Source organism: Pseudomonas sp. 15C (assembly GCF_055484735.1).
Genome location: NZ_JBUDGD010000007.1, coordinates 49,755 through 75,260 on the forward strand (window position 1 = coordinate 49,755; position 25,506 = coordinate 75,260).

Annotated in this window: 24 protein-coding genes; 17 read left to right on the top strand and 7 right to left on the bottom strand. The window is 60.1% G+C overall.

The features are described 5' to 3' along the window. The first annotated feature begins 20 nt into the window (after positions 1-20). The 3 genes from dgoD (at position 21) to ACYYKW_RS06185 (ending at position 3,519) form a co-directional block, all read left to right on the top strand. Positions 21-1,169 (top strand): galactonate dehydratase, encoded by a 1,149-nt coding sequence (gene dgoD, locus ACYYKW_RS06175; RefSeq protein WP_007908327.1) that lies wholly within the window; start codon positions 21-23, stop codon positions 1,167-1,169. 172 nt (positions 1,170-1,341) lie between these two features. Then, positions 1,342-2,652 carry an MFS transporter gene (locus tag ACYYKW_RS06180; protein ID WP_336356366.1) on the top strand — a complete coding sequence of 437 codons (1,311 nt, stop codon included), beginning with the start codon at positions 1,342-1,344 and terminating at the stop codon, positions 2,650-2,652. 63 nt (positions 2,653-2,715) lie between these two features. Continuing rightward, positions 2,716-3,519, top strand: a complete 804-nt coding sequence (locus tag ACYYKW_RS06185) for an IclR family transcriptional regulator (protein ID WP_090285143.1) — start codon at positions 2,716-2,718, stop codon at positions 3,517-3,519. Here ACYYKW_RS06185 and ACYYKW_RS06190 read toward each other — a convergent pair. Then, positions 3,516-4,568 carry an NAD(P)-dependent alcohol dehydrogenase gene (locus tag ACYYKW_RS06190; protein ID WP_093099459.1) on the bottom strand — a complete coding sequence of 351 codons (1,053 nt, stop codon included), beginning with the start codon at positions 4,566-4,568 and terminating at the stop codon, positions 3,516-3,518. The two genes, ACYYKW_RS06185 and ACYYKW_RS06190, sit on opposite strands and share 4 nt — an antisense overlap. A 191-nt stretch (positions 4,569-4,759) precedes the next feature. Between ACYYKW_RS06190 and ACYYKW_RS06195 the strand changes: the two genes are divergently transcribed. Next, the gene (locus ACYYKW_RS06195) at positions 4,760-5,650 is read left to right on the top strand and encodes an AraC family transcriptional regulator (RefSeq protein WP_464989667.1); all 891 of its coding nucleotides are present in this window, start codon (positions 4,760-4,762) and stop codon (positions 5,648-5,650) included. A gap of 181 nt (positions 5,651-5,831) precedes the next feature. Here ACYYKW_RS06195 and ACYYKW_RS06200 read toward each other — a convergent pair whose 3' ends face one another. Then, positions 5,832-7,496 (bottom strand): electron transfer flavoprotein-ubiquinone oxidoreductase, encoded by a 1,665-nt coding sequence (locus ACYYKW_RS06200; RefSeq protein ID WP_090285139.1) that lies wholly within the window; start codon positions 7,494-7,496, stop codon positions 5,832-5,834. Between the two features lie 546 nt (positions 7,497-8,042). Here ACYYKW_RS06200 and ACYYKW_RS06205 point away from each other — a divergent pair. The 10 genes from ACYYKW_RS06205 to ACYYKW_RS06250 all read left to right on the top strand — a co-directional run bounded on the left by ACYYKW_RS06205 (position 8,043) and on the right by ACYYKW_RS06250 (position 17,995). Further along, the gene (locus ACYYKW_RS06205) at positions 8,043-8,792 is read left to right on the top strand and encodes an electron transfer flavoprotein subunit beta/FixA family protein (protein WP_090285137.1); all 750 of its coding nucleotides are present in this window, start codon (positions 8,043-8,045) and stop codon (positions 8,790-8,792) included. Between the two features lie 2 nt (positions 8,793-8,794). Then, positions 8,795-9,739, top strand: coding sequence for an electron transfer flavoprotein subunit alpha/FixB family protein (locus tag ACYYKW_RS06210; RefSeq protein WP_090285135.1), 945 nt, complete (start codon positions 8,795-8,797; stop codon positions 9,737-9,739). Positions 9,740-9,818: 79 nt separating this feature from the next. Continuing rightward, positions 9,819-10,640, top strand: a complete 822-nt coding sequence (locus tag ACYYKW_RS06215) for a substrate-binding periplasmic protein (protein ID WP_464989668.1) — start codon at positions 9,819-9,821, stop codon at positions 10,638-10,640. Between the two features lie 9 nt (positions 10,641-10,649). Continuing rightward, the gene (locus ACYYKW_RS06220) at positions 10,650-11,006 is read left to right on the top strand and encodes a DUF4398 domain-containing protein (protein WP_464989669.1); all 357 of its coding nucleotides are present in this window, start codon (positions 10,650-10,652) and stop codon (positions 11,004-11,006) included. Beyond that, positions 11,003-11,815 (top strand): OmpA family protein, encoded by an 813-nt coding sequence (locus tag ACYYKW_RS06225; protein WP_203418963.1) that lies wholly within the window; start codon positions 11,003-11,005, stop codon positions 11,813-11,815. Before ACYYKW_RS06220 ends, ACYYKW_RS06225 begins: the two co-directional genes overlap by 4 nt. 724 nt (positions 11,816-12,539) lie before the next feature. Further along, complete coding sequence (locus ACYYKW_RS06230; RefSeq protein WP_090285127.1) at positions 12,540-13,979, top strand: aminotransferase-like domain-containing protein; 1,440 nt, start codon at positions 12,540-12,542, stop codon at positions 13,977-13,979. 77 nt (positions 13,980-14,056) lie between these two features. Then, positions 14,057-14,530, top strand: a complete 474-nt coding sequence (locus tag ACYYKW_RS06235) for a translation initiation factor 2 (protein WP_093099469.1) — start codon at positions 14,057-14,059, stop codon at positions 14,528-14,530. Between the two features lie 163 nt (positions 14,531-14,693). Further along, positions 14,694-14,948: a YkgJ family cysteine cluster protein gene (locus ACYYKW_RS06240; protein WP_090285123.1), complete on the top strand. Its 255-nt coding sequence runs from the start codon at positions 14,694-14,696 to the stop codon at positions 14,946-14,948. Positions 14,949-14,988: 40 nt separating this feature from the next. Beyond that, the gene (locus ACYYKW_RS06245; protein ID WP_464989670.1) at positions 14,989-15,594 is read left to right on the top strand and encodes an START domain-containing protein; all 606 of its coding nucleotides are present in this window, start codon (positions 14,989-14,991) and stop codon (positions 15,592-15,594) included. Between the two features lie 307 nt (positions 15,595-15,901). Continuing rightward, positions 15,902-17,995 carry an LTA synthase family protein gene (locus ACYYKW_RS06250; protein WP_093099475.1) on the top strand — a complete coding sequence of 698 codons (2,094 nt, stop codon included), beginning with the start codon at positions 15,902-15,904 and terminating at the stop codon, positions 17,993-17,995. A 70-nt stretch (positions 17,996-18,065) separates the two neighbouring features. Here the strand turns inward: ACYYKW_RS06250 and ACYYKW_RS06255 are convergent, their stop codons facing one another. Next, positions 18,066-18,224, bottom strand: a complete 159-nt coding sequence (locus tag ACYYKW_RS06255) for a DUF3309 family protein (RefSeq protein WP_172833327.1) — start codon at positions 18,222-18,224, stop codon at positions 18,066-18,068. Between the two features lie 299 nt (positions 18,225-18,523). On the opposite strand from ACYYKW_RS06255, the gene ACYYKW_RS06260 reads away from it, so the two are divergent. From ACYYKW_RS06260 to csrA, 3 genes are all read left to right on the top strand, one after another. Further along, the gene (locus ACYYKW_RS06260) at positions 18,524-19,339 is read left to right on the top strand and encodes an SDR family oxidoreductase (RefSeq protein WP_090285117.1); all 816 of its coding nucleotides are present in this window, start codon (positions 18,524-18,526) and stop codon (positions 19,337-19,339) included. 63 nt (positions 19,340-19,402) lie between these two features. Then, the gene (locus ACYYKW_RS06265; protein ID WP_090285115.1) at positions 19,403-19,735 is read left to right on the top strand and encodes a YnfA family protein; all 333 of its coding nucleotides are present in this window, start codon (positions 19,403-19,405) and stop codon (positions 19,733-19,735) included. A gap of 135 nt (positions 19,736-19,870) precedes the next feature. Continuing rightward, positions 19,871-20,056, top strand: coding sequence for a carbon storage regulator CsrA (gene csrA, locus ACYYKW_RS06270; RefSeq protein WP_090285114.1), 186 nt, complete (start codon positions 19,871-19,873; stop codon positions 20,054-20,056). Between the two features lie 3 nt (positions 20,057-20,059). Here csrA and ACYYKW_RS06275 read toward each other — a convergent pair whose 3' ends face one another. The 4 genes from ACYYKW_RS06275 to ACYYKW_RS06290 all read right to left on the bottom strand — a co-directional run bounded on the left by ACYYKW_RS06275 (position 20,060) and on the right by ACYYKW_RS06290 (position 25,340). Beyond that, on the bottom strand, positions 20,060-20,287 hold the full coding sequence (locus tag ACYYKW_RS06275) for a YheU family protein (RefSeq protein WP_090285112.1): 228 nt from the start codon (positions 20,285-20,287) through the stop codon (positions 20,060-20,062). A gap of 171 nt (positions 20,288-20,458) precedes the next feature. Continuing rightward, complete coding sequence (locus tag ACYYKW_RS06280; protein WP_090285110.1) at positions 20,459-21,649, bottom strand: osmoprotectant NAGGN system M42 family peptidase; 1,191 nt, start codon at positions 21,647-21,649, stop codon at positions 20,459-20,461. Positions 21,650-21,815: 166 nt separating this feature from the next. Then, on the bottom strand, positions 21,816-23,564 hold the full coding sequence (ngg, locus tag ACYYKW_RS06285; RefSeq protein WP_093099480.1) for an N-acetylglutaminylglutamine synthetase: 1,749 nt from the start codon (positions 23,562-23,564) through the stop codon (positions 21,816-21,818). A 3-nt stretch (positions 23,565-23,567) separates the two neighbouring features. After that, positions 23,568-25,340, bottom strand: a complete 1,773-nt coding sequence (locus ACYYKW_RS06290) for an N-acetylglutaminylglutamine amidotransferase (RefSeq protein WP_093099483.1) — start codon at positions 25,338-25,340, stop codon at positions 23,568-23,570. Positions 25,341-25,506 lie beyond the last annotated feature (166 nt).

Below are 25,506 nucleotides of genomic sequence, written 5' to 3' on the forward strand. Positions count from 1 at the left end.
ATTTACAAAAGAGAGCAGAGATGAAAATCACCAAACTCACGACCTTCATCGTCCCGCCGCGCTGGTGCTTCCTCAAGGTCGAAACCGATGAGGGCGTGACCGGTTGGGGCGAACCCGTGGTCGAAGGCCGGGCGCACACGGTTGCCGCTGCCGTAGAAGAATTGTCCGACTACCTGATCGGCAAAGACCCACGCAACATCGAAGACATCTGGACGGTGCTGTATCGCGGTGGCTTCTACCGCGGCGGTGCGATTCACATGAGCGCGCTGGCCGGCATCGACCAGGCACTGTGGGACATCAAGGGCAAGGCCCTCGGCGTGTCGGTCAGTGATCTGCTCGGTGGCCAGGTGCGCGACAAGATTCGTGTGTATTCGTGGATCGGTGGCGACCGCCCGGCCGACACGGCGCGTGCGGCGAAAGAGGCGGTGAGCCGTGGTTTCACCGCGGTGAAAATGAACGGCACCGAGGAGCTGCAATTTCTCGACACCTTCGAAAAAGTCGATCTGGCCCTGGCCAACGTCGCCGCCGTGCGTGATGCGGTCGGGCCGAACGTCGGCATTGGCGTCGACTTCCATGGCCGCGTACACAAGCCGATGGCCAAGGTCCTGATGAAGGAACTCGACCCGTACAAACTGATGTTTATCGAAGAGCCGGTGCTCAGCGAAAACTACGAAGCGTTGAAAGAACTGGCGCCGCTGACCAGTACGCCGATCGCCCTCGGCGAGCGGCTGTTTTCGCGCTGGGACTTTAAACGCGTGTTGAGCGAAGGCTACGTCGACATCATCCAGCCGGATGCTTCCCACGCGGGCGGCATCACCGAAACCCGCAAGATCGCCAACATGGCCGAAGCCTACGACGTGGCGCTGGCGCTGCATTGCCCGCTGGGGCCGATTGCACTGGCGGCGTGTTTGCAACTCGACGCGGCTTGTTACAACGCGTTTATCCAGGAGCAGAGCCTGGGCATCCATTACAACGAGAGCAACGACTTGCTCGACTACGTGAAGGACCCACGCGTGTTCGACTACGACAAAGGCTTCGTGAAGATTCCGAACGGCCCGGGGCTGGGCATCGAGATCAACGAAGAGTACGTGATCGAGCGCGCGGCGGTCGGCCACCGCTGGCGCAACCCGATCTGGCGCCATGCCGATGGCAGCTTTGCCGAGTGGTGAGTCATTCCTGACACACCACAAAACCCTGTGGGAGCTGGCTTGCCAGCGATGACGTCAGCACATCCAACATTGATGTGACAGACACACCGCTATCGCTGGCAAGCCAGCTCCCACAGGGTGCAGTGCAAGGGCCTCAGGCCGACCTCAATAAACATAAAAAGAGGCTCTCCTCATGCAATCGCACACCCTCACCGGGCAGGCGTCTTTAGTCACGCCCAGCCGCAAGCGATTTTTCATCATGGTGTTGCTGTTCATCACCGTGGTCATCAACTACCTCGACCGCAGCAACCTGTCGATTGCCGCGCCAGCGCTGACCAGCGAGCTGGGCATCGATCCGGTGCATGTCGGGCTGATCTTTTCCGCGTTCGGCTGGACCTACGCCGCCATGCAGATCCCCGGCGGCTGGCTGGTCGATCGCGTACCCCCGCGGATTCTCTACAGTGTCGCGCTGCTGCTGTGGTCGGTGGCCACGGTGATGCTCGGTTTCGTCAGCAGTTTCATCGCCCTGTTCGTCCTGCGCATGGCGGTTGGCGCGCTGGAAGCGCCGGCGTATCCGATCAACAGCCGCGTGGTCACCACCTGGTTTCCCGAGCGCGAGCGCGCCACGGCGATCGGTTTCTACACGTCCGGGCAGTTCGTCGGTCTGGCCTTCCTGACGCCGGTGCTGGCGTGGCTGCAACACGCGTTCGGCTGGCACATGGTGTTCGTGGCGACCGGTGCGGTCGGCATTCTCTGGGCGCTGATCTGGTACGCGGTGTATCGCGAGCCGCGCGATTTCAAAGGCACCAATGAAGCAGAAATCGAGCTGATTCGCGAGGGCGGCGGGCTGGTCGATATCCAGGCGGAAACGGCCAAAGTCAAAGCCAGGTTCAGCTGGACCGATCTGGGCATTGTCCTGAGCAAGCGCAAGTTGTGGGGCATTTACCTCGGCCAGTTCTGCCTGAACTCGACGTTGTGGTTCTTCCTGACCTGGTTCCCGACTTACCTGGTGAAGTATCGCGGCATGGACTTCATCAAGTCCGGCCTGCTGGCGTCGCTGCCGTTTCTGGCCGCGTTCGTTGGTGTGCTGTGCTCGGGGTTCTTTTCCGACTGGCTGATCCGCCGCGGTTACACCGTCGGATTCGCGCGCAAGTTGCCGATCATCAGCGGGCTGCTGATCTCCACAGCGATCATCGGCGCGAACTTCGTTGAGTCGACGCCTTTGGTAATTGCCTTTCTCGCTCTGGCGTTTTTCGGCAACGGGCTGGCATCGATCACCTGGTCGCTGGTCTCGACGCTGGCCCCGGCACGCCTGCTCGGCCTGACGGGCGGGGTGTTCAACTTCATCGGCAACCTGTCGGCGATTGCCACGCCGATCGTGATCGGCTTCCTCGCCAGCGGCGATTCGTTTGCTCCGGCGATCACCTACATCGCCGTGCTCGCGCTGATCGGTGCGTTGTCCTACGTGCTGCTGGTGGGCAAGGTCGAACGTATCGAGTTGTAGTGGTCTGCGTCGGGCGACCATAATGCCGCCCGTTCCCTCGCTCAACGGTAAAAAAGGCTGGATATGCAGGAAGACGCCCCGGAAAAAACCAAGGACGCCGCGCCCACCGGCACCCAGACGCTGTTGCGCGGCCTCGGTGTGGTGCAAGCGGTGGCCAGTGGCGCCCGCGATCTCAAGGAGATCGCCCGGCTGATCGGCACCACGCGCAGCACCACCCATCGTCTGGCCAGTTGCCTGGTCGACGAGCGCTACCTGCGCGTGGTGCCGCAAATCGGTTATCTGCTCGGGCCGAAGCTGATCGAACTGGGTTTTCAGGCTCGCGAAGAACTGCCACTGGTGACCCTGGCTGGGCCGTATCTGGACGAGTTGTCGTCGTTGACCGGTGATACCGTGCACTTGGGGATTCGTGAAGGCGATGAGGTGCTGTACCTGCTGAAGAATCCGGGGCGCAACGGCCCGGAAATGCGCTCGCGGGTCGGCCATCGCATGCCGCTGGCGCGCACCGGCATCGGCAAGGCGTTGATGCTCGATGATTCGCCGAAAGATTGGCAACGTCTGTACGACATCAGTCTGCCGGCAGGTGGGAAAAGTCAGTTCTGGCCGCAGCATCCCCAGCAGTCGTGGGAACAGCTCGAACAGCGCATGAGCGAGTACGTGGCCGGTGGCTACGCCTTCGATCTGGAAGACAACGAACCGTCGATCCGCTGTGTGGCGGCGCCGATTCGCGATGCGAGCAAAGGCATTGTTGCGGCGATCAGCATCGCCAGCACCGTGCCCTATATGCCGCTGGAGAAAATGGCCGAGCTGATTCCCCTGATCAAAGGGGTCACAGCCCGGCTGTCGGCCGAACTAGGGCTTAAGGTTTAAGCCTTGAGCGTCGCCATGTCGATGACGAATCGGTACTTCACGTCGCCGGCAATCATCCGCGCGTAAGCCTCGTTGATCTGGCGGATGTCGAGCATTTCGATGTCGCAGGTGATGTTGTGTTCGGCGCAGAAATCCAGCACCTCCTGGGTTTCCGCGACACCACCGATCAACGAGCCGGCCAACACGCGACGCCCCAGCACCAGTTTGGCCGCGTGCACCGGCGGATCAATCGGTTCGATCAGGCCGACCAGAATGTGCACGCCGTCAAAGCGCAGGGTGTCGAGGTACGGGTTGAGATCATGTTGCACCGGAATGGTGTCGAGCAGGAAATCGAAGTAACCGGCCGCGGCTTTCATTTGCTCGGCGTCGGTGGAAACGATCACGTGATCGGCGCCCTGACGCCGACCTTCTTCGGCCTTGCTCGCCGAGCGGGTGAACAGCGTCACTTCCGCGCCCATGGCCTTGGCGAACTTGATGCCCATGTGGCCGAGGCCGCCCATGCCGAGAATCCCGACCTTGTCGCCGGCCTTCACGCCGTAGTGCTTGAGTGGCGAGTAAGTGGTGATGCCGGCGCAGAGAATCGGCGCGGCGCTGGCCAAGGCCAGTTTTTCCGGAATGCGCACGACGAAGTGCTCGCTGACCACGATGCTGTCGGAATAACCGCCCATGGTATTGCTGCCATCGACCCGGTCCGGGGTGGCGTAAGTCATGGTCGGGCCTTCGAGGCAATATTGCTCGAGGTTCGACTGGCAGGCTTCGCAGGTGCGGCAAGAGTCGACCATGCAGCCGACGCCGACCAGATCGCCGACTTTGTGCCGGGTGACATTCGCACCGATCGCGGTGACTTTTCCGACGATCTCGTGGCCGGGCATCAACGGGTAAACCGCGATGCCCCACTCGTTGCGTGCCTGGTGAATGTCGGAGTGGCAGACGCCGCAATACAGAATCTCGATGGCAACGTCGTCAGCACGCGGGCTGCGGCGTTCGAATTTCATCGGGGCGAGGGGAGTGGTGGCTGATTGGGCGGCATAACCGATCGCGGTGTACATGGCAAACCTCGCAGAAGCAGGAACAAGTGAGGCGGCGAATTCTGGGCGCCGAATGCTCGTGCGGCCATGACGAATTCTCCGGGTCTCATGCCTAATTCTCCGGCATGCGGGTTTGGGCGATCGCATTGGCAAACGGATCTGCGATGATGCTTTCATCCCTTATTGCGTGTTTTTTTGTGAAGAACGATTCGATGCAACTGACCCGTCATCTTGATGCCAACGCGCGGCTGGTTTCGCTGATCGAACCGCTGGCGCTGCGCGATGGTTACAGCCAGACCGGCTTGCCTGGCGTACAAATATTGCGCGCCAGTTGCGATGTCGCCCGTGGCCCACACATTTATGAGCCGAGCCTGATGATCATCGCCCAGGGCAGCAAACTGGCGTTTCTCGGGCCACGAACCATGGAATATGGTGCCGGGCATTACCTGATCCAGGCGCTGCCGGTGCCGTTCGAGTGCGAGACGTTCGCCTTGCCGGATGCGCCGCTGCTTGGCGTCTCGGTGGCGATCGATCGGGTGCTGCTCGGCGAGCTGGTGCTGGCGATGGGCCTGGCACCAGGGCGGCACATTCCGGCGCAGACGCCGGAGTCGATGACCTCAGTGGTGCTCGACGATGGCATGCGCGGTTGCGTCGAGCGCTTGCTCAGTTGTTTGCACGATCCGCTGGATTGCCAGATTCTCGGCCCGGCGCGGGTGCGTGAGTTGCTGTTCGTCGCCTTGCGCGGGCCGCAGGCGGATGTGCTGCGGGCATTGGTCGAACAACAGGGGCAATTTGCGCGAGTGGCGGCGTCGATCAGTCATCTGCATGCGCATTACACCGAGCCGCTGAACGTCGAGACCCTGGCCAGTTGCGCGAACATGAGCGTGTCGACCTTTCATGAGCATTTCAAACGCAGCACGCTGCTGTCGCCGGTGCAGTATCTGAAGCGTTTACGCTTGTTGAAGGCGCAGACGTTACTGGTGGCCGAAGGGCTGGGCGTGGCGCAGGTGGCGCATCGGGTCGGGTATCAGAGCACGTCGCAGTTCAGTCGTGAGTACAAGCGCTATTTCGAGCGTAGTCCGGGGGATGAGCGCGCTGCCTGAGCCTGCGCTGTTCCTTGTAGGAGTGAGCCTGCTCGCGATAGCGGTCTGTCAGTCGACATTGTCGGCACAGACATACCGCTATCGCGAGCAGGCTCACTCCTACAGGGGGCGGTATTGTTGCGTGAATTGCGGGCAACAAAAAGGCCCCCGTTCAGGGAGCCTTGTTGTTCAGCGATACGACTTACATATTCGGGTAAGTCGGGCCGCCGGCGCCTTCCGGCGCGACCCAGGTGATGTTCTGCGCAGGGTCCTTGATGTCACAGGTCTTGCAGTGCACGCAGTTCTGGGCGTTGATCTGGAAGCGCTTCTCGCCGTCCTCTTTGGTCACCACTTCGTATACGCCGGCCGGGCAGTAGCGCTGCGCCGGTTCGTCGTAGAGCGGCAGGTTCTTGCTGATCGGAATGCTCGGATCAGTCAGCTTCAAGTGGCACGGCTGTTCTTCTTCGTGGTTGGTACCAGAGATGAACACCGAGCTGAGTTTGTCGAAGCTGAGTTTGCCGTCGGGTTTCGGGTAATCGATCTTCTTGCAGTCGGCGGCGAGCTTGAGGCAGGCGTAATCCGGCTTGGTGTCACGCAGGGTGAATGGCAGTTTGCCGCCGAAGATGTTCTGGTCCAGCCAGTTGAAACCACCGCCGATGATCGCGCCGTATTTGTGAATCGCCGCGCCGAAGTTACGGCTGGCGAAGAGTTCTTCGTAGAGCCAGCTTTTCTTGAAGGCATCGACGTAAGTGGTCAGCTCTTCGGTGCCGTCCTTTTCCGCAAACAGCGCGTCAGCCACCGCTTCGGCCGCTAGCATGCCGGACTTCATCGCGGTGTGGCTGCCCTTGATCTTGGCAAAGTTGAGAGTGCCGAGATCGCAACCGATCAGCGCGCCGCCCTTGAAGACCATTTTCGGCAGCGAGTTCAGGCCACCCTTGGCGATGGCGCGGGCGCCATAGCTGATGCGCTTGCCACCTTCCAGGTACTGCGCCAGCACCGGGTGATGCTTGAGGCGCTGGAACTCGTCGAACGGCGACAGGAACGTGTTGCTGTAGGAAAGATCAACGATCAGACCGACCACCACCTGATTGTTTTCCAGGTGATAGAGGAACGAGCCGCCGGTGTTCTCGGTGCCCATGATGTCCAGCGGCCAGCCGGCGGTGTGCACCACCAGGCCGGGCTGATGTTTGGCCGGGTCGATTTCCCAGATTTCCTTCAGGCCGATGCCGTAATGCTGAACGTCAGCCTCGCTGTCGAGGTTGTAGCGTTTGATCAGTTGCTTGCCGATGTGGCCACGGCAGCCTTCGGCGAACAGCGTGTATTTGCCACGCAGTTCCATGCCCGGGGTGTACAGGCCTTCTTTCGGCTGGCCTTCGCGGTCGACGCCAAGATCACCGGTGATGATCCCGCGCACCACGCCTTGTTCGTCGATCAGCGCTTCCTGGGCAGCGAAGCCAGGATAGATTTCGACGCCGAGGTTTTCCGCCTGCTGGGCCAGCCAGCGGCACAGGTTGCCGAGGGAAATAATGTAGTTGCCTTCGTTGTGCATGGTCTTGGGCACAAAGAAGTCAGGGATTTTCTGCGCGCTTTCGGCGTTTTTCAGCACGAAAATGTCATCGCGGGCCACCGGCGTGTTCAGCGGGGCGCCAAGTTCTTTCCAGTCCGGGAACAGCTCGTTCAGTGCGCGGGGTTCAAACACCGCACCGGAGAGGATGTGTGCGCCGACTTCGGAGCCTTTTTCGACCACGCAGACACTGATTTCCTTACCGGCATCAGCGGCCTTCTGCTTCAGACGGCAGGCGGCGGACAGACCCGCGGGGCCGGCACCGACGATGACCACGTCGAATTCCATGTATTCGCGTTCCACAGGCTATCTCCTACTCAAGGCTCAACAGTTTTTTTCTGATTTGGAGGTTTGATGTCGCATCCCGCCAGCCTTTACGTTAACGTCAAGGGGAATAACGGAAAACCCACCTTTCTCTCTAGGCGGCGCATTATATCTACACCACTCTCAGCGTCCAATACAAACGTTTGTTTGAATTGCCTCCAGCCCAGAGAAATCAAAGAAGCGCGGCTTATGAGTGGTCATTTTGCTGTATTGACCGGAATAGGCGTTCCGGTCAAGATACGGGCGGTTTTGCGCTGGTCGTAAGCAGACTGGCGCTTTCAGGAGCACGTCTAAAGACAGGGCGCGGGCAGTAAAGGGTGAAGCGCAGCGCAATTTTTCGCGCCGCTCGCACGGTTTGGAAATCCACGACTGGTCGGTCACCGCTGACGAACGGTCAGCGGCATTCACAACCCAAGCCAATTGCAGCCACGTCGGCGTTTTTAGAGGTGCCCTTTAGCCTGATGAGCATCAACCGCCAGGTTCGCCTAGGCGACTTTCTTTTCACCGGAGAGTAACGAGGAATCCATGAAGGTTCTTGTAGCTGTCAAACGCGTTGTGGATTACAACGTCAAGGTCCGCGTCAAGGCGGACAATTCCGGCGTCGATCTCGCCAACGTCAAGATGTCGATGAACCCGTTCTGCGAAATCGCAGTGGAAGAAGCCGTACGCCTGAAAGAGAAGGGCGTTGCGACTGAAATCGTCGTCGTCTCCATCGGCCCGACCACTGCTCAGGAACAGCTGCGTACCGCACTGGCTCTGGGTGCCGACCGTGCCATCCTCGTCGAATCCGCTGAAGATCTGACTTCCCTCGCTGTGGCCAAGCTGCTCAAGGCTGTGGTCGACAAGGAACAGCCGCAACTGGTGATCCTCGGCAAACAGGCGATCGACAGCGACAACAACCAGACCGGCCAGATGCTCGCTGCACTGAGCGGCTACGGTCAGGGTACGTTCGCCTCGAAAGTCGAAGTCTCCGGCGACACGGTTGCCGTGACCCGCGAAATCGACGGCGGCGCGCAGACCGTTTCGCTGAAACTGCCGGCCATCGTCACCACCGACCTGCGTTTGAACGAGCCGCGCTACGCGTCCCTGCCAAACATCATGAAAGCCAAGAAGAAGCCTCTCGAGACGCTGACTCCGGACGCTTTGGGCGTTTCCACCGCCTCCACCAACAAGACCCTTAAAGTCGAAGCGCCGGCTGCACGCAGCGCGGGCATCAAGGTCAAGTCGGTGGCTGAACTGGTCGAGAAACTGAAAAACGAAGCGAAGGTAATCTAATCATGACTATCTTGGTAATCGCCGAACACGACAACAAAGTGCTGGCTCCGGCCACGCTGAACACCGTGGCTGCCGCTGCCAAAATCGGCGGCGACATCCACGTCCTGGTGGCCGGTCAGGGCGCAGGCCCGGTGGCCGAAGCCGCTGCGAAGATCGCTGGCGTGAGCAAAGTCCTCAACGCTGACAATGCCGCTTACGCGCATCAGCTGCCGGAAAACGTTGCTCCGCTGGTTGCAGCTCTTGCCCATGAAGGCGGGGGCGCTGGTTACAGCCACATCCTGGCTGCCGCCACCTCCAACGGCAAAAACATCCTGCCGCGCGTTGCTGCTGCGCTGGACGTTGACCAGATCTCCGAGATCATCTCGGTCGAAAGCGCTGACACCTTCAAGCGCCCGATCTACGCCGGTAACGCCATCGCTACCGTGCAATCGACCGCCGCGATCAAAGTGATCACCGTGCGTGCCACCGGTTTCGACCCGGTTGCTGCTGAAGGCGGTTCGGCGGCTGTTGAAGCCGTTGGCGCTGCGCACGATGCGGGCATTTCGAGCTTCGTTGGCGAAGAGCTGGCCAAGTCCGATCGTCCAGAGCTGACTGCTGCCAAGATCGTCGTTTCCGGCGGCCGCGGCATGCAGAACGGCGACAACTTCAAGCACCTGTACGCTCTGGCCGACAAGCTAGGCGCTGCCGTTGGTGCTTCGCGCGCCGCGGTCGACGCAGGTTTCGTACCCAACGACATGCAGGTCGGTCAGACCGGCAAGATCGTTGCGCCACAGCTGTACATCGCCGTCGGTATCTCCGGCGCGATCCAGCACCTGGCCGGCATGAAAGACTCCAAAGTGATCGTTGCGATCAACAAGGACGAAGAAGCGCCGATCTTCCAGGTGGCCGATTACGGCCTCGTGGCTGACCTGTTCGAAGCGGTACCCGAGCTGGAGAAGCTGGTCTAATCCAGCCGCTTCACTTATAAAGAGCCCGACCGTTTGGTCGGGTTTTTTTTGTCTTGAATTTGAGTGGGGGCGTGTTGCCATGGATCTGCGCTGCGGATGGTTGTTGGGTCTGGCCCTGTTGCCCGTGGTGGCATCAGCGGCGGGCAAGTGCGAGCGCCTCGTCGTCACCGGTAGCCCCGATGCGCCACCGTACCTGTGGCAGGACCCGCAAAACCCGAAACGGCTGATCGGTGCCAGTGCCGACCTGTTGCAGCAAGTCGGCAAAGACCTCGGCATCAAAATCGATCTGCTGTATGCCGGCAAACGCGCGCAAGCCCTTGATGAGGTGCGCAGCGGGCGCATGGACCTGCTGGCCGACGCGCCGCTGACCCTCAACGAGCTGGAAACCCTCGATTACATTCATCCACCGCTGCTGGAAAACGACTATCTGGTCTGGACCCGCAAAGGCTCTACGCTGGTTTACAGCGACGCCAGAGATCTGCACGGGCATGCCGGCGCGCTGTCGGAAAAGTCGCGGATGACCCAGGCATTCGGTATTTTCGCTGAGCAGAATCTGACCCTGACCAAGACAGCCAACCTCACTCAGGCCCTGCAGAAATTGCTCCTCGGTGAGGTGGAATATGTACTCGCCGGCCGCTATTCGGGCATGGCGGCCGCGCAGGCGCTGGGTATGACCAACGATCTGCTGGCGTTCGAGCAACCCATTGATCGCCCCGGTCTGTTCCTTGCGGTTTCCCATAATTCGGCATGCAACGATCCGTGGTTGCGCGGACAGCTAGCCAAAAAGATGACAGAATTGCCCGCGTCCGGACTGACGGAAGCCGCGCTGCAACGCAATATCGAGCGCTGGAAGGCGCAGCAGCAACAGCCGCCACAACCCGTCAGTGCCCCCAAACAGTAGGGATTCTTAGTGAGTATTCGACCTCTTTTCGCGGCCGTGGCCGTTCTGGCTCTGGCCGGTTGCGCGACCGATCCGGCACCCATCGAACAAATGCGTCTGACCGAGCAGGCCATCACTCAGGCCAAGGCCGTTGGCGCCACGGCCGACGAAGTGCCGGATATGAAACTGGCAGAAACCAAGTACACCCGCGCCAGAGGCAACATGGCTGACCAGTCTTACCGCAACGCGCGGATGCGCGCCGAGCAGGCTGAACTGGACGCCCGGCTGGCCGAAGCCAAGGTGCTGACCCAGAAAAGTGAAGAGCAATTGAATGTACTGAACACCCGCATCACCCGACTGCGCAAGCAACTGGGGAATGCCCAATGAACCTGTCAGTGAAAATCCTCGGCGGCCTGATCCTTGTCGGTTGCGCCAGCCTTTCTGGCTGCGCCGGACAGCACAGTGAAACGGCGTTGCAGCAGGCTGGCAGCGACTTTCAGAAGGTCAAGGAAGATTCGAACGTGTTGCGTATCGCGCCGAAAGACGTGATTCGTGCCGGTGAGTCTTTGGCCCGCGCCGATCGCCTGTCGACCTATTGGGGCAGCGGTTCGGACGTTGTGCATTACGCTTATCTGAGCCAGCGTTACAGCGAAATTGCTCGTGAGCATACCAATCAGGTGCTCAACGAAGAGCGCGCAGCCAAGCTGGAGCTGGAGCGCCAACGTCTGCAACTGGCCTTGCGCGAATCGAAGTTGTTGAGTGTGCAACAGCAGGGCAAATGGCTTGAGGAGCAGATCGTTGCGTTGGCGACTACGCAGACTGATCGGGGTCTGGTGATGACGCTGGGCGATGTGCTGTTCGATACCGGTGAGGCGGAGCTGAAGAATTCGGCCAATCGTGTGGTGCTGAAGATTGTGCAGTTTCTGCAGTTGAATCCCAAGCGTGTGGTGCGGATCGAGGGTTATACCGACAGTACCGGGGGCAAGCAGGAGAATCTCAAGTTGTCGCGTGACCGGGCGCAGTCCGTGGCGGATGTGTTGATTGACCTGGGCATTGATGACAAGCGGATTCAGGTTGAGGGGTATGGGGATGAGTACCCTGTAGACGCCAACGCTTCCGAGCGTGGGCGGGCGCAGAATCGTCGGGTTGAGATTGTTTTTTCTGATGAAAAGGGGCAGCTCGGGGCGGCTCGTTAGGTTGGCCTTGGCGGCCTCTGGGCCGACCAGGCTCTTGGGTTTTTGAGTGAATATCCGTTTTTTGGGGATGCGGCTGGCGGTTTCGCCCTTACGGCGAGGCACTTTTTCCAGACGCCGAAAAAGTGCCCAAAAAGGCTTGCTCCTGCGTTCGGCCCTCGCAGGCTCGGGTTCCTTCGCTCCGGGACCGATCCGGGCGCAGCGGCTACGGTTTGCTTCGCTGCACCTACTTCCGCTGTGTACGACTGCGTCGTACGGTCGCTGCGCTCCCACGCCCGGATCGATCCCTGCGCTCAGCCTTCCGATGTCGCTGGTTAGGCAAAATCAAGATCAAGAGCACTCGAGCTGGCGCTCATTGTAATGAGTGGTTAGAAGCGGGTGGTTGGCTTGGGGGTTGTGGTGGATTCGCCCCTCACCCCAGCCCTCTCCCGAGGAAGAGGGAGCCGATCTTGGTTGGTTTCGAATATTGCATTCGACTCGGTATCGCATGTTGGCGTATGCCTTCCAATCACCACGATCAGTCCCCTCTCCCTCCGGGAGAGGGCTAGGGTGAGGGGCTTTTGATCTTGAGCCACATTCCTCGACCACTTCTCAAAAAAACAGCACAGTCCCGCAGACACCGCACTGTATCGTCGACTAAAGTGACAACTGTCCCAGTACACTTCTAAACTGTTCCGGTATTGTTTCGCACAAGAATAAAATCGCCCGTGAAATCGAGTGCTGCGTCATGACCAATCTCTTGCTCTACCAACGTATTGCTCAGCAGCTGGCCGAGGATATTCGGCGTGGCGTTTATCAGCCGGGGGAGCGGGTGCCTTCGGTGCGCAAGATGAGTTCGCAGCTCAATGTCAGTCATGCAACGGTGTTGCAGGCTTACGCCAATCTTGAGGATCAGGGCTTGATCCGGGCGCGGCCGCAGTCGGGTTATTACGTGCACCAGACGCCGGCGCTGACGGCGCCGACGCCGGACATTGCGCGGGTTGAGCGGCCGGGGCTGGTGACGCGCAGCAGTATCATTCAGCAGGTTTTGGTTGAGTCGCGTCGTGAAGGGGTGTTTCCGCTGGGTGCGGCGGTGCCGAGTGTCGATTACTTGCCGGTGCGTGCGTTGCACCAGCAATTGGCCAAGGTCACGCGTTTCCATAGTCCGCGCGCTTTCAGTTACATGTTCAGTCCTGGTTTTGAACCGCTGCGTCGGCAGGTGGCGATTCGCATGCGCGACGCTGGGGTGGTGGTCGATCCGTCTGAAGTGGTGATCACTCACGGTTGTGTCGATGCCCTGCAAATGTCGTTGCGGGTGTTGACCCGGCCGGGGGATCTGATCGCTGCTGAATCCCCGACGTATTACGGTCTGCTGCAACTGGCCGATCTGCTCGGTCTCAAAGTCATCGAAATCCCCAGCGATCCCGCCACCGGCATGAGCCTGGAAGCGTTGCAACTGGCGGCCAACCAATGGTCGATCAAGGCATTGGTGCTGACCACTCGCCTGAGCAATCCGCTGGGCGGCACCATGCCCGAAGAGCGGCAGAAACAACTGCTGCGGCTGGCCTCGGATTTCGATATTCAGATTGTCGAGGACGATATCTACGGCGAGCTGATGTTCGAGCAGGGCAAGACCAAAGCGCTCAAGGCCTATGACCGCCTCGATCGGGTGATTTACTGTTCGAGCTTTTCCAAGACCCTGTCGCCGGGTGTGCGCATCGGCTGGATGATCGCTGGCAAGTATCAGCAGGAAATCCAGCGTTTGCAGACCTTCAGCACGCATTCGGCCTGCAGTGTCACGCAGATGGCGATTGCCGCTTATCTGGAAAACGGTGGCTATGACCGGCATTTACGGTACATCCGCCAGGAATACCGGAAAAACCTCAGCGCCTTCCAGTTGGCGGTGCAGCAGCACTTTCCCGAAGGCACGCAAATGACCCGGCCCACGGGCGGTTTCATCCTTTGGGTGAGTTTGCCGGGACGGGTCAACACGCAAGAATTGCATGTGCGTGCGTTGCAGCAGGGCATCAGTATTGCGCCGGGGCTGATCTTCAGTAACACCGAGCAGTTCAACCACTGTATCCGCTTGAACTGCGGCATTCCGTGGAACCGCGAGGCGGAACGGGCGTTGATGACGCTAGGACTGTTGGCGACCCAGCTGTGTCAGGAAACCGCTGGCGGATTCTGAACGAGCGGCAGGTCAGGCTTGTCTTGTCGCGCACAACGAGCGAGCATGTGGCCCTCTGCCGTTAGTTCGTTGGGTCCATGAAAGCGATTGTTCCTGCCGCGTGGGTTTTGCTGGGTTTGTTGATGATCGGTCAGGTGCCGAGTGTCATGGCGGCTGCCACCCAGGAAAAACCGGCCGCGACCAGTACGAGCAAGAAAACCGCGAAAACCGCGGCACCCGCCAAGAAAGCCCAGTCGAAAAAAGCCGCCACGGTGAAGAAGCGCCGCCCGGTAGCCTCGAAATCGAAACCCGCCAGCGAAGTCGCGAAAACCCGATTGCCGAAGGCGAAGCTCGACCTCAGCCTCCCCAGGGATATGGTTGAAGAGTTGAAGCCCAAGGGCACGGTGGAACTGCCCAAACGCGAGGCGATTCTGCCGCAGATGTTTGGCGAAAAAGACAGCGGCTTCCAGCTCAACGGGCGTCTGCTCAGCAACGAAATGCAGCTGCAACTGCGCAATGACGAACGCCGTGAAGTCGAAGGCGCGGCGCTGGACTTTGAATTCAAACAGTAAATGACGCTTGGCTGTGACCCGCAGAACAGACGCTTTGTCGGAGACTGGTCAGTCACTTTCACTTATCGCTGAAAACCCGCCGCAGACAATTTGAAACAGCCGTTCTAGCGGTTACTCTGTTTCCCGTCTCTTTACACATCGCCCGTCGCGAGGATTGTTCGTCATGAAATGCCGTGAAGGCTGTGGCGCTTGCTGCATTGCCCCGTCCATCAGTTCGCCGATTCCCGGCATGCCCGATGGCAAACCTGCCGGCGAACGTTGCGTGCAGCTGTCGGTCGATAACCTGTGCAGCATTTTCGGCCGCCCGGAGCGTCCGCCAGTCTGCGCAGGCTTCGCTGCAGACGTTGAAGTCTGTGGCAGCAGCGCCGAAGAAGCGATCAGGCTGATCGGTTGGTGGGAAGCCATGACCGCGGCGTGATGTGTCAAGGCAACGGAACTTCAACAATAAGGAAAAGACTATGGGTTCGCTGCATCGTATTGCTCTCTTGTGTGGTTTGACCGCTGTGCTGGCCACCTCGGTTGCTCAGGCTGAAGACTGGAAGGTCGCCAAGAACGAGGACGGCATCAAGGTCTCGCTGAGCGAGATACCCGGCTCGGACTACAAGTCCTACCAGGGCGTCGCGCTGATGAAGACCACCATCGCCAAATTGCGCGCGCTGCAGGAAGACGTCGCCGGTGCCTGCACCTGGATTCACGAATGCAAGACCCAGAAACTGCTCAAGCACGAGGGCGACCAGAGCTGGACCTACACCCAGTTCAACACGCCGTGGCCGGTCACTCCGCGTGATTCGGTGTTGCGCATCACCACCGTCGAAGGCGCCGATGGCAGCCTGACCCGCAATCTTGAAGGCGTGCCAACTTATCTCCCGGAAGAAAAAGGCTTCGTCCGGGTTCAGCAAGTCAAGGGGTTCTGGAAGTTCGTGCCCAAAGGCGATCAGGTCGAAGTGACCTATCAAGTGCACACCGAACCGGGCGGCAGCGTGCCGGCCATGGTTGCCAACAAGTTCGTGGTCGATGCGCCATTCAATACCCTCAAAGCCTTGAAACAGCGCGCCGAGAAATAATCCGCGCACTTTGAAATAAACGCCCCGATTGATTCGGGGCGTTTCGTTTCCGGCTTTATTGTGTTTCCAGATATGCGTTGGACGAAATTTTCACAAAGTCTTCCCGACAATTCGCCCGCCCTGTTGCCTCGCTGTCAGGGCTCTAGATGAAAGCATCTGGCAGCGCAGCAGTAATCAATGGCAATGGTGCGGGTGATCGTGCAACATTTGCGCACCGCGCACGCCCCGGGGTCTGGAATGACCAATAGAGGGCTTGGCGCCGCTTTATTCTTTGCAACTTCAACTTTCCAATGGGTCCTAAAACGACATGGCAAACCCGGACGCCCTGAATCAGCAGCGATCTTCCAGTCGCCTGCTGCAACCGACCGTCAAATCGCATCTGGCCTACACGCTGCTTTGTGCGCTGGTCATGATGGTGATGTTTTCCGTGCTGCGCCTCGCGCTGCTGGTCTACAACCGCGAGATGATCCTCGACACCCCGGCCGCGACCTTTCTGGAAGCGTTCGTCAACGGTCTGCGCTTTGATCTGCGTCTGGTGGTGTATCTGTGCATTCCGCTGGTGCTGGCGCTGTTCAGCGCCCGGGCCATGGCCGCGCGCGGCTTCTTCCGTCTGTGGCTGACCATCGCCTCGAGCATCGCGCTGTTCCTCGGCCTGATGGAGATGGACTTCTACCGCGAGTTCCACCAGCGCCTCAACGGTTTGGTTTTCCAGTACGTGAAAGAAGACCCGAAAACCGTGATGAGCATGCTCTGGTACGGTTTCCCGGTGGTTCGCTACCTGCTGGCGTGGGTCATCGGCACAGTCATTCTGACCCTGGCGTTCAAGGGCGCCGACCGCGCCACCCGCCCGCGCGGGCCGTTCAGTGGCGGCAGTGTCAGCTCGCGTCAGGTCGCGCCGTGGTACACCCGTCTGGCGGTGTTCGTGGTCTGCCTGCTGATCTGCGTAGTCGCCGCTCGTGGCACCTTGCGTCAGGGCCCGCCAATGCGTTGGGGCGATGTGTACACCACCGATTCCAACTTCGCCAACCAGCTCGGCCTCAACGGCACGCTGTCGTTGATCGCTGCCGCCAAGGCGCGCATGGGCGAAGACCGCGACAACATCTGGAAAGCCACTCTGCCGCAGGAACAGGCGCAAAAAGTGGTGCGCGACATGTTGCTGATGCCGGACGATAAACTGGTCGACGCCGACATCGCTGCGGTGCGCCGTGACTACATGCCGCCGGCCGACAAGACCCTGCCGATCAAGAACGTCGTCGTGATCCTGATGGAAAGCATGGCCGGCCACTCGGTCGGTGCGCTGGGCGCGCCGGGCAATATCACGCCGTATCTGGACAAACTGTCGAAGGAAGGCCTGCTGTTTGACCGCTTCTTCTCCAACGGCACGCACACCCACCAGGGCATGTTCGCGACCATGGCCTGTTTCCCCAACCTGCCGGGTTTCGAGTACCTGATGCAGACCCCGGAAGGCAGCCACAAGCTGTCCGGCCTGCCGCAGTTGCTCAGTGCGCGTGACTACGACGACGTGTACGTCTACAACGGCGATTTTGCCTGGGACAACCAGTCGGGCTTCTTCAGCAACCAGGGCATGACCAACTTCGTCGGCCGCAACGACTTCGTCAATCCGGTGTTCTCCGACCCGACGTGGGGCGTGTCCGACCAGGACATGTTCGACCGTGGCCTGCAGGAGCTGAAGGCGCGGGAAAACGGCAAGCCGTTCTACGCGCTGCTGCAAACCCTGTCCAACCACACGCCATACGCCTTGCCGACGCCATTGCCGGTCGAGCGCGTGACTGACCGTGGCAGCCTCAACGAACACCTGACTGCCATGCGCTACTCCGACTGGGCGCTGGGCCAGTTCTTCGAGAAGGCGCGCAAGGAGAAGTACTTCAACGAAACCCTGTTCGTCATCGTCGGCGACCACGGCTTTGGCAACGAGCGTCAGATCACCGAAATGGACCTGGGCCGCTTCAACGTGCCAATGTTGATGATCGCCCCGGGCATCCAGCAGAAGTTCGGTACGCGTGACCACACCGTCGGCACGCAGATCGACATCGTGCCGACCATCATGGGCCGTCTCGGTGGGGAAGTGCGCCACCAGTGCTGGGGCCGCGACCTGCTCAATCTGCCGCAGGGCGATACCGGTTTCGGTGTGATCAAGCCATCGGGCAGCGAGCAGACCACGGCGATTGTCACCGCCGACCAGATTCTGGTGTTGCCGCGCGACAAGGACATGGGGCCGAAAATCTGGCAATACCAACTCGGTGCCAATCCGCATGCCGAAGTAGTGCCGAATGCACCGCGTACCGCCGAACTGAAACTCAAGCTGGAAGCGTTCCTGCAAACCGCGACCAAGAGCCTGCTGGATAACACCGCCGGTGTGATTCACGGCAAGCCGGACTGATTGCTGTTAAAAAACGCGCAATAAAAAAGAGGCCCTGAACAGGGCCTCTTTTTTTTTCAGCTTTAAATCGTCATATCTTGCCGAGTAACAACAACACCAACAGCACGACCAGTACGACACCGATGATGCCCGACGGACCATAACCCCAACTTCTGGAGTGCGGGAAGACCGGCAGACCACCGATCAGCAACAGGATCAGGATGATGATAAGAATTGTGCCCATGTCGATTTCCTTGTTGGTAATGTCGAGAAGTCTTGATGTTCAAGGGCGACTGGATACCAAGTAATTCCAGCCGGCTTACAAGTTCCGACTTGTGCCAAGTGGAAAAAATTCCATGTTTTTTTAATGTATTTGGATTGCAGGCTTATTTCTTTTTTTCGCCCGGCTAGTTCAGAACTTACTCGCCCTCATTGAATCCAACGCGCCCCGGTTTGCACTCACCATTCAGCAATCTGATGGAGCGTGGGTGGTGGCCGAACGTTCGCTACACTCGGCGCATCTTTCCCGGAACAACAAGGCTGTCTGCTATGCAAAATCGCATGATGATCACTGGCGCGGGCTCCGGTCTGGGCCGCGAAATCGCACTGCGCTGGGCGCGTGAGGGCTGGCAACTGGCGCTGTCCGACGTCAGCGAACCGGGCCTGCAGGAAACCCTCAAACTAGTCCGCGAGGCCGGCGGTGACGGTTTTGTGCAGCGCTGCGATGTGCGCGATTACAGCCAGCTCACAGCGTTCGCCCAAGCGTGTGAAGAGAAACTCGGCGGCATCGACATCATCGTCAATAATGCCGGCGTGGCCTCTGGCGGTTTCTTCAGCGAGTTGTCGCTGGAAGACTGGGACTGGCAGATCGCAATCAATCTGATGGGCGTGGTCAAGGGCTGCAAGGCGTTCCTGCCGCTGCTCGAACAGAGCAAAGGCAAGATCATCAACATCGCTTCCATGGCGGCGCTGATGCAGGGGCCGGCGATGAGCAACTACAACGTGGCCAAGGCCGGTGTGGTGGCGCTTTCGGAAAGTCTGTTGATTGAGCTGGCGCAACAGGAAGTCGGTGTGCACGTGGTTTGTCCGTCGTTCTTTCAGACCAACCTGCTCGATTCGTTCCGCGGGCCGACTCCGGCGATGAAGGCCCAGGTGGGCAAGTTGCTGGAAAGTTCGCCGATCACCGCCGCGGATATCGCCGACTACATCTACCGGCAAGTGGCCGCCGGTGAATTCATGATCCTGCCCCACGAACAAGGGCGCATGGCCTGGGCGATCAAGCAGAAGAACCCGCAGTTGCTCTATAACGAAATGACCAGCATGGCCGAAAAAATGCGCGCCAAGGCCAAACAGAACAACGGCTGAACTTGCCCGCAGCAGACGGCGTCGTTAGGGTGGCCGCAATGGTCACCCTGTCGAGACGCATCGATGCTCAATTACTTGTGGTTCTTCCTCGCGGCGCTGTTCGAGATCGCCGGTTGTTTCGCCTTCTTCATGTGGCTGCGCCAGGGCAAAAGTGCGCTGTGGGTGATTCCGGCACTGTTGAGTCTGACGCTGTTCGCACTCCTGCTGACCCGCGTCGAAGCCAACTACGCCGGGCGCGCGTATGCCGCTTACGGCGGAATCTACATCGTCGCTTCGATTGGCTGGCTGATGGTGGTCGAGCGAGCGCGCCCGTTGGGCTCTGACTGGATCGGCGTGGCGTTATGCGTGATCGGCGCCAGCGTGATCCTGTTCGGGCCGCGTTTTTCAGCGGCTTGAGGTTGTTTTGCGGGAAACGTCTGACGGCTCTGAGCGCGCAAGGCTGTAAGGCAAAACTGATTTGCCTGCTGCGCATTGTGTAGCCGCCGCAAGCCGCGCATCTTCTGGGTTCGCTAACCCTGAAGGACCTATATCATGCTTGTACTCAGCCGTGTCGTTGGTGAGTTGATTTCAATCGGTGACGACATCTCTTTGCGTGTTCTGTCGGTGAATGGCTCCAGCGTGCGCTTTGGCGTCGAAGCCCCGCAAAACGTGCACGTGCACCGCTCCGAAGTCTACGACCGGATCAAGCGCAAGGAAGGTGTGCAGAAGGTTCGCTGAGCGTCAGTCGAACAAATGCCTGGGCACATCATGCTTGAGCATCAACTGGCACTGTTCGCTTTCCGGATCGAACACGATCAAGGCCTGGCCCTTGGTCAGCGCCTGGCGTACGCGCAGCACGCGGGTTTCCAGCGGCGTGTCATCGCCGTTGTCGGTACCGTCGCGGGTGACAAAATCCTCGATCAGGCGGGTGAGGGTGTCGACTTCAAGCGCGTCGTGGGGAATCAGCATGGGCACCTCGGCTAAATCAATGGCGCGATGCTACGGCGATTGGGGTTGGCCTGCCAGTTTTTGTAGTGCCTCGACCGGCGCCATCGCGAGCAGGCTCACTCCTACAATTGGAATGCGTTCTCCTGTAGGAGTGAGCCTGATCGCGATAGCGGTATCTCAGACAACAATGATCTAACTGTCGGAACGCTGCCCCACCAGACTGTCCACCGGCGGCACGCGGGTTTCGCTCTCCATCTGCGTGTCGTGTTCGATCTGATGACTGAAGCGGTCCAGCGAGGCATTGGCCGGCGCCGCGTCGCTGGCGAACACCGGCGGGCTCAGAATGTAAGCACCGAGCAACCGGCTCAACGCCGCCAGACTGTCGATGTGCGTACGTTCATAACCGTGAGTCGCATCGCAGCCAAAGGCGAGCAGGGCGGTGCGGATGTCGTGCCCGGCAGTCACCGCCGAATGGGCGTCGCTGAAGTAATAGCGAAACATGTCGCGGCGCACCGGCAATTCGTGTTCACCGGCCAGGCGCAACAAGTGCCGCGACAGGTGATAGTCATACGGACCGCCGGAATCCTGCATCGCCACGCTGACAGCATGCTCGCTGGAATGCTGGCCGGGTGCGACCGGGGCGATGTCGATGCCAACGAACTCACTGACGTCCCACGGCAAAGCCGCCGCCGCGCCACTGCCGGTTTCTTCGGTAATGGTGAACAGCGGATGGCAGTCGATCATCAATTCCTGGCCGCTGTCGATGATGGCTTTAAGTGCGGCAAGCAGCGCCGCGACACCGGCCTTGTCATCCAGGTGGCGGGCGCTGATATGGCCGCTTTCGGTGAATTCCGGCAGCGGATCGAACGCCACCACGTCGCCGACGTTGATGCCCAGCGATTCACAATCGGCCTTGGTCGTGCAGTAGGCGTCGAGGCGCAGCTCGACGTGATCCCAACTGATCGGCATTTCATCGACCTGCGTATTGAACGCATGCCCGGACGCCATCAGCGGCAACACACTGCCACGAATCACGCCGCTGTCGGTGAACAGGCTGACGCGGCTGCCCTCGGCGAAGCGGCTCGACCAGCAGCCGACCGGGGCGAGGGTCAGGCGGCCGTTGTCCTTGACCGCGCGGACCGCGGCGCCAATGGTATCCAGGTGCGCCGAGACTGCGCGGTCGGGGCTGTTCTTCTTGCCTTTGAGCGTGGCGCGAATGGTTCCGCGTCGGGTCATTTCGAACGGGATGCCGAGTTCTTCCAGACGCTCGGCGACGTAGCGCACGATGGTGTCGGTGAAGCCGGTGGGGCTGGGAATGGCGAGCATTTCCAGGAGGACTTTTTGCAGGTAGTTCAGATCCGGTTCGGGGATTTGCAGGGTCATGGAAACTCCTGATGGGTTGAGCACATCGATGGTTTCGATGAGAGAGGGATTTGTGGCGCCTGATCGGTCCTCATCGCTGGCAAGCCAGCTCCCACAGTGTTGTGTATACCGCCGGAACTGTGGGAGCTGGCTTGCCAGCGATGGCGTCAGTGCAGCCACCAAGTAATCAAGAGATCGCCGACTGACTATGCGGAAACAGCAGATCGACAAAGCGTTCCGCCGTCGGTTGCGGCTCGTGGTTGGCCAGGCCGGCGCGTTCGTTGGCTTCGATAAAAACGTACTCCGGCTGATCCGCCGCCGGCACCATCAGGTCGAGGCCGACCATCGGAATATCCAGCGCGCGTGCCGCACGCACCGCTGCATCGACCAGCGTCGGATGCAGAATGGCGGTGACGTCTTCCAGGGTGCCGCCGGTGTGCAGATTGGCGGTGCGGCGCACGAACAGATGTTCACCGGCCGGCAGAATGCTGTCGTAGTCGTACCCGGCCGCGTGCAAGGTGCGTTCGGTTTCGTGGTCGACAGGGATCTTGCTTTCGCCACCGGTAGCAGCTTGCCGACGCCGGCTCTGCGCCTCGATCAGCTCGCCGATCGAATGCTGACCGTCACCGACCACTTCGGCAGGTTTGCGGATCGCCGCTGCAACCACTTCGAAACCGATCACCACGATGCGCAGATCGAGACCTTCATGGAAGCTCTCGAGCAGCACGCGACTGTCGAATTGCCGCGCGGCTTCGATAGCCTGCTGCACGTCCTCGATGGTCTGCAGATCGACCGCCACGCCTTGGCCCTGTTCGCCGTCGAGCGGCTTGACCACCACCCGCTGATGCTCGTCGAGAAAGGCCAGATTGTCGTCGGCATTGCCGGCCAGTTGTTGTGCCGGCAGATTCAGCCCGGCCGCCTTCAGCACCTTGTGGGTCAGGCTTTTGTCCTGGCACAGGGTCATGCTGATCGCGCTGGTCAGGTCGCTCAACGATTCACGGCAGCGCACCCGGCGCGCGCCATGAATGAGGGTGAACAGACCGGCGTCGGCGTCATCGACCTGCACGTCGATGCCGCGGCGATGAGCTTCCTCGACAATGATTCGCGCGTACGGGTTGAACTGCGCTTCTGGCCCCGGGCCAAGAAACAGCGGCTGGTTGATGCCGTTCTTGCGCTTGATCGCGAAAGTCGGCAGGTTGCGGAAACCGAGCTTGGCGTAGAGGTTTTTTGCCTGACGGTTATCGTGCAGCACCGACAGGTCCAGATAGCTCAGCCCGCGGCTCATGAAATGCTCGATCAGATGCCGCACCAGCACCTCGCCCACACCCGGACGCGAACACTGCGGGTCCACCGCCAGGCACCACAGGCTGCTGCCGTTTTCCGGATCGTTGAACGCGTTGTGATGATTGAGGCCCATGACGCTGCCGATCACCGCGCCGCTGTCTTCATCCTCGGCCAGCCAGTACACCGGGCCGCCCTGAGGATGCGGGGTGAGCAACTCGGGATCGATCGGCAACATGCCGCGCGCCTGATACAAGCGGTTGATGCCTTGCCAGTCCGCCTCGCTCTGCGCACGTCGAATGCGGAAGCCGCGAAACACGCGAGTGGCCTGGCGGTAATCGCTGAACCACAGGCGCAAGGTGTCGGACGGATCGAGGAACAGCTGCGTCGGTTCCAGACCAAGAATTTGCTGCGGCGCTGCGACGTACAAGGCAATGTCGCGCTCGCCGGGTTGTTCGTTGAGCAGTTCCTGCGCCAGCGATGCCGGGTCGGGGAAGGTATGGCCGATCAGCAACCGGCCCCAGCCGCAATGCACGGCAATCGGGGCGCAGGGCAGGGTGCTGCCGTCTTCGGCCAGACGCGCTTGCAGACGTTCGTACGACGGCGCCTGACCACGCAGCAGGCGTTGGTTGATGGACGTGGCATGGGGTTTCATCAATCAGATTCCTTGTTCACTGAGCCACAGGTTCAGCGCCGCCAGTTGCCACAGTTTCGAACCGCGCAACGGGGTCAGTTGGCCTTGAGGGTCAGTCAGAAGCTTGTCGAGCATGCTCGGGTTGAACAGGCCGCGATCCTGGCTTGGATCAAGCAGCAGTTCGCGCACCCAGTTGAGCGTGTCACCCTGCAAATGTTTGAGGCCAGGCACCGGGAAGTAGCCTTTCTTGCGGTCGATCACTTCACTTGGAATGACCCGACGCGCGGCTTCCTTGAGCACCTGTTTGCCGCCATCGGGCAGCTTGAACTGGCCAGGCACACGGGCCGACAGTTCGACCAGTCGATAGTCGAGAAACGGCGTGCGCGCCTCCAGGCCCCAGGCCATGGTCATGTTGTCGACACGCTTGACCGGGTCGTCGACCAGCATCACCGTGCTGTCCAGGCGCAAGGCCTTGTCCACTGCCGCATCAGCGCCGGGCTGGGCGAAATGTTCCTTGACGAAGTCACCGGCGGCGTCGTTGGCCGTGAGCCATTTCGGTTGCACGGTAGCGGCGTAGTCTTCGTAGCTGCGGTCGAAAAACGCTGCGCGATAAGCTGCGTACGGATCGGCTGCACCGTCGACCTGCGGATACCAGTGGTAGCCGGCAAACAATTCGTCGGCACCCTGACCGCTCTGCACCACTTTGCAATGCTTGGCCACTTCCCGCGACAGCAGATAGAAAGCGATGCAGTCGTGGCTGACCATTGGCTCGCTCATCGCGCGAAACGCCGCGGGCAGCTGCTCGATGATTTCTTTTTCGTCGATACGCAGTTGGTGATGCTGAGTGCCGTAGTGTTTGGCTATCAGGTCGGAATACTGGAACTCGTCACCGCGTTCGCCGCCGGCATCCTGGAAACCGATGGAAAAGGTCGACAGGTTCTCGACGCCGACTTCACGCAACAGGCCGACGAGCATGCTCGAATCGACACCGCCGGAGAGCAACACACCGACGTCCACTGCGGCACGTTGCCGAATTGCCACGGCTTCGCGGGTGCTGTCGAGTACACGGTCGACCCAGTCTTCCAGCTTGAGGTTTTTCTCGTCCTCGTTCGGGCCGTAGGGCAGGGTCCACCAGGTTTTCTGCTCGGTGCTCCCATCGGCTTCGACGCGCATCCAGCTCGCTGGCGGCAGCTTTTCGATACCCGCCAGCAACGTGCGCGGCGCCGGCACTACGGCATGGAAATTCAGATAGTGGTTGAGCGCCACCGGATCGAGAATCGGGTTGATGTCGCCGCCCTTGAGCAGCGCCGGCAGGGCCGATGCGAAACGCAGGCGCTGACCGGTGCGCGACAGGTACAGCGGCTTGACGCCGAGACGGTCGCGGGCGATGAACAGGCGCTGCGCGTCGCGCTCCCAAATGGCGAAGGCGAACATGCCGTTGAGCTTGGGCAGCAGCGCTTCACCCCAGGCGTGATAGCCCTTGAGCAGGACTTCAGTGTCACCGCCGGAATAGAACGCATAACCCAACGCTTCCAGCTCGGCGCGCAGTTCCGGGAAGTTGTAAATGGCGCCGTTGAAGGCCAGCGACAGGCCCAGTTGGCTGTCGATCATCGGCTGCGCCGAGCCGTCCGACAGGTCCATGATTTTCAGGCGCCGATGGCCCAGGGCAATCGGCCCTTGGGCATGGAAGCCCCACGCGTCAGGGCCGCGCGGGGCCAGGTGATGGGTGATGCGCTCGATGGCTGCAAGGTCTGCAGGTTGTTGATCAAAACGTAACTCGCCAGCTAATCCACACATAAAATCCTTACCGGTTTTTCCGTTGGGGAGGGGTCAAACGGGACCTCGCCAAAAGGGCGGGTACTCAGAAACTGACCCGCCACGGTAGGTGGAGTTTTAGAACGATAAGTTATAAGTGGGTGTTCGGGTCGTTCATCAACCGTTGAGTTTCCGGGTTTTATGGCGG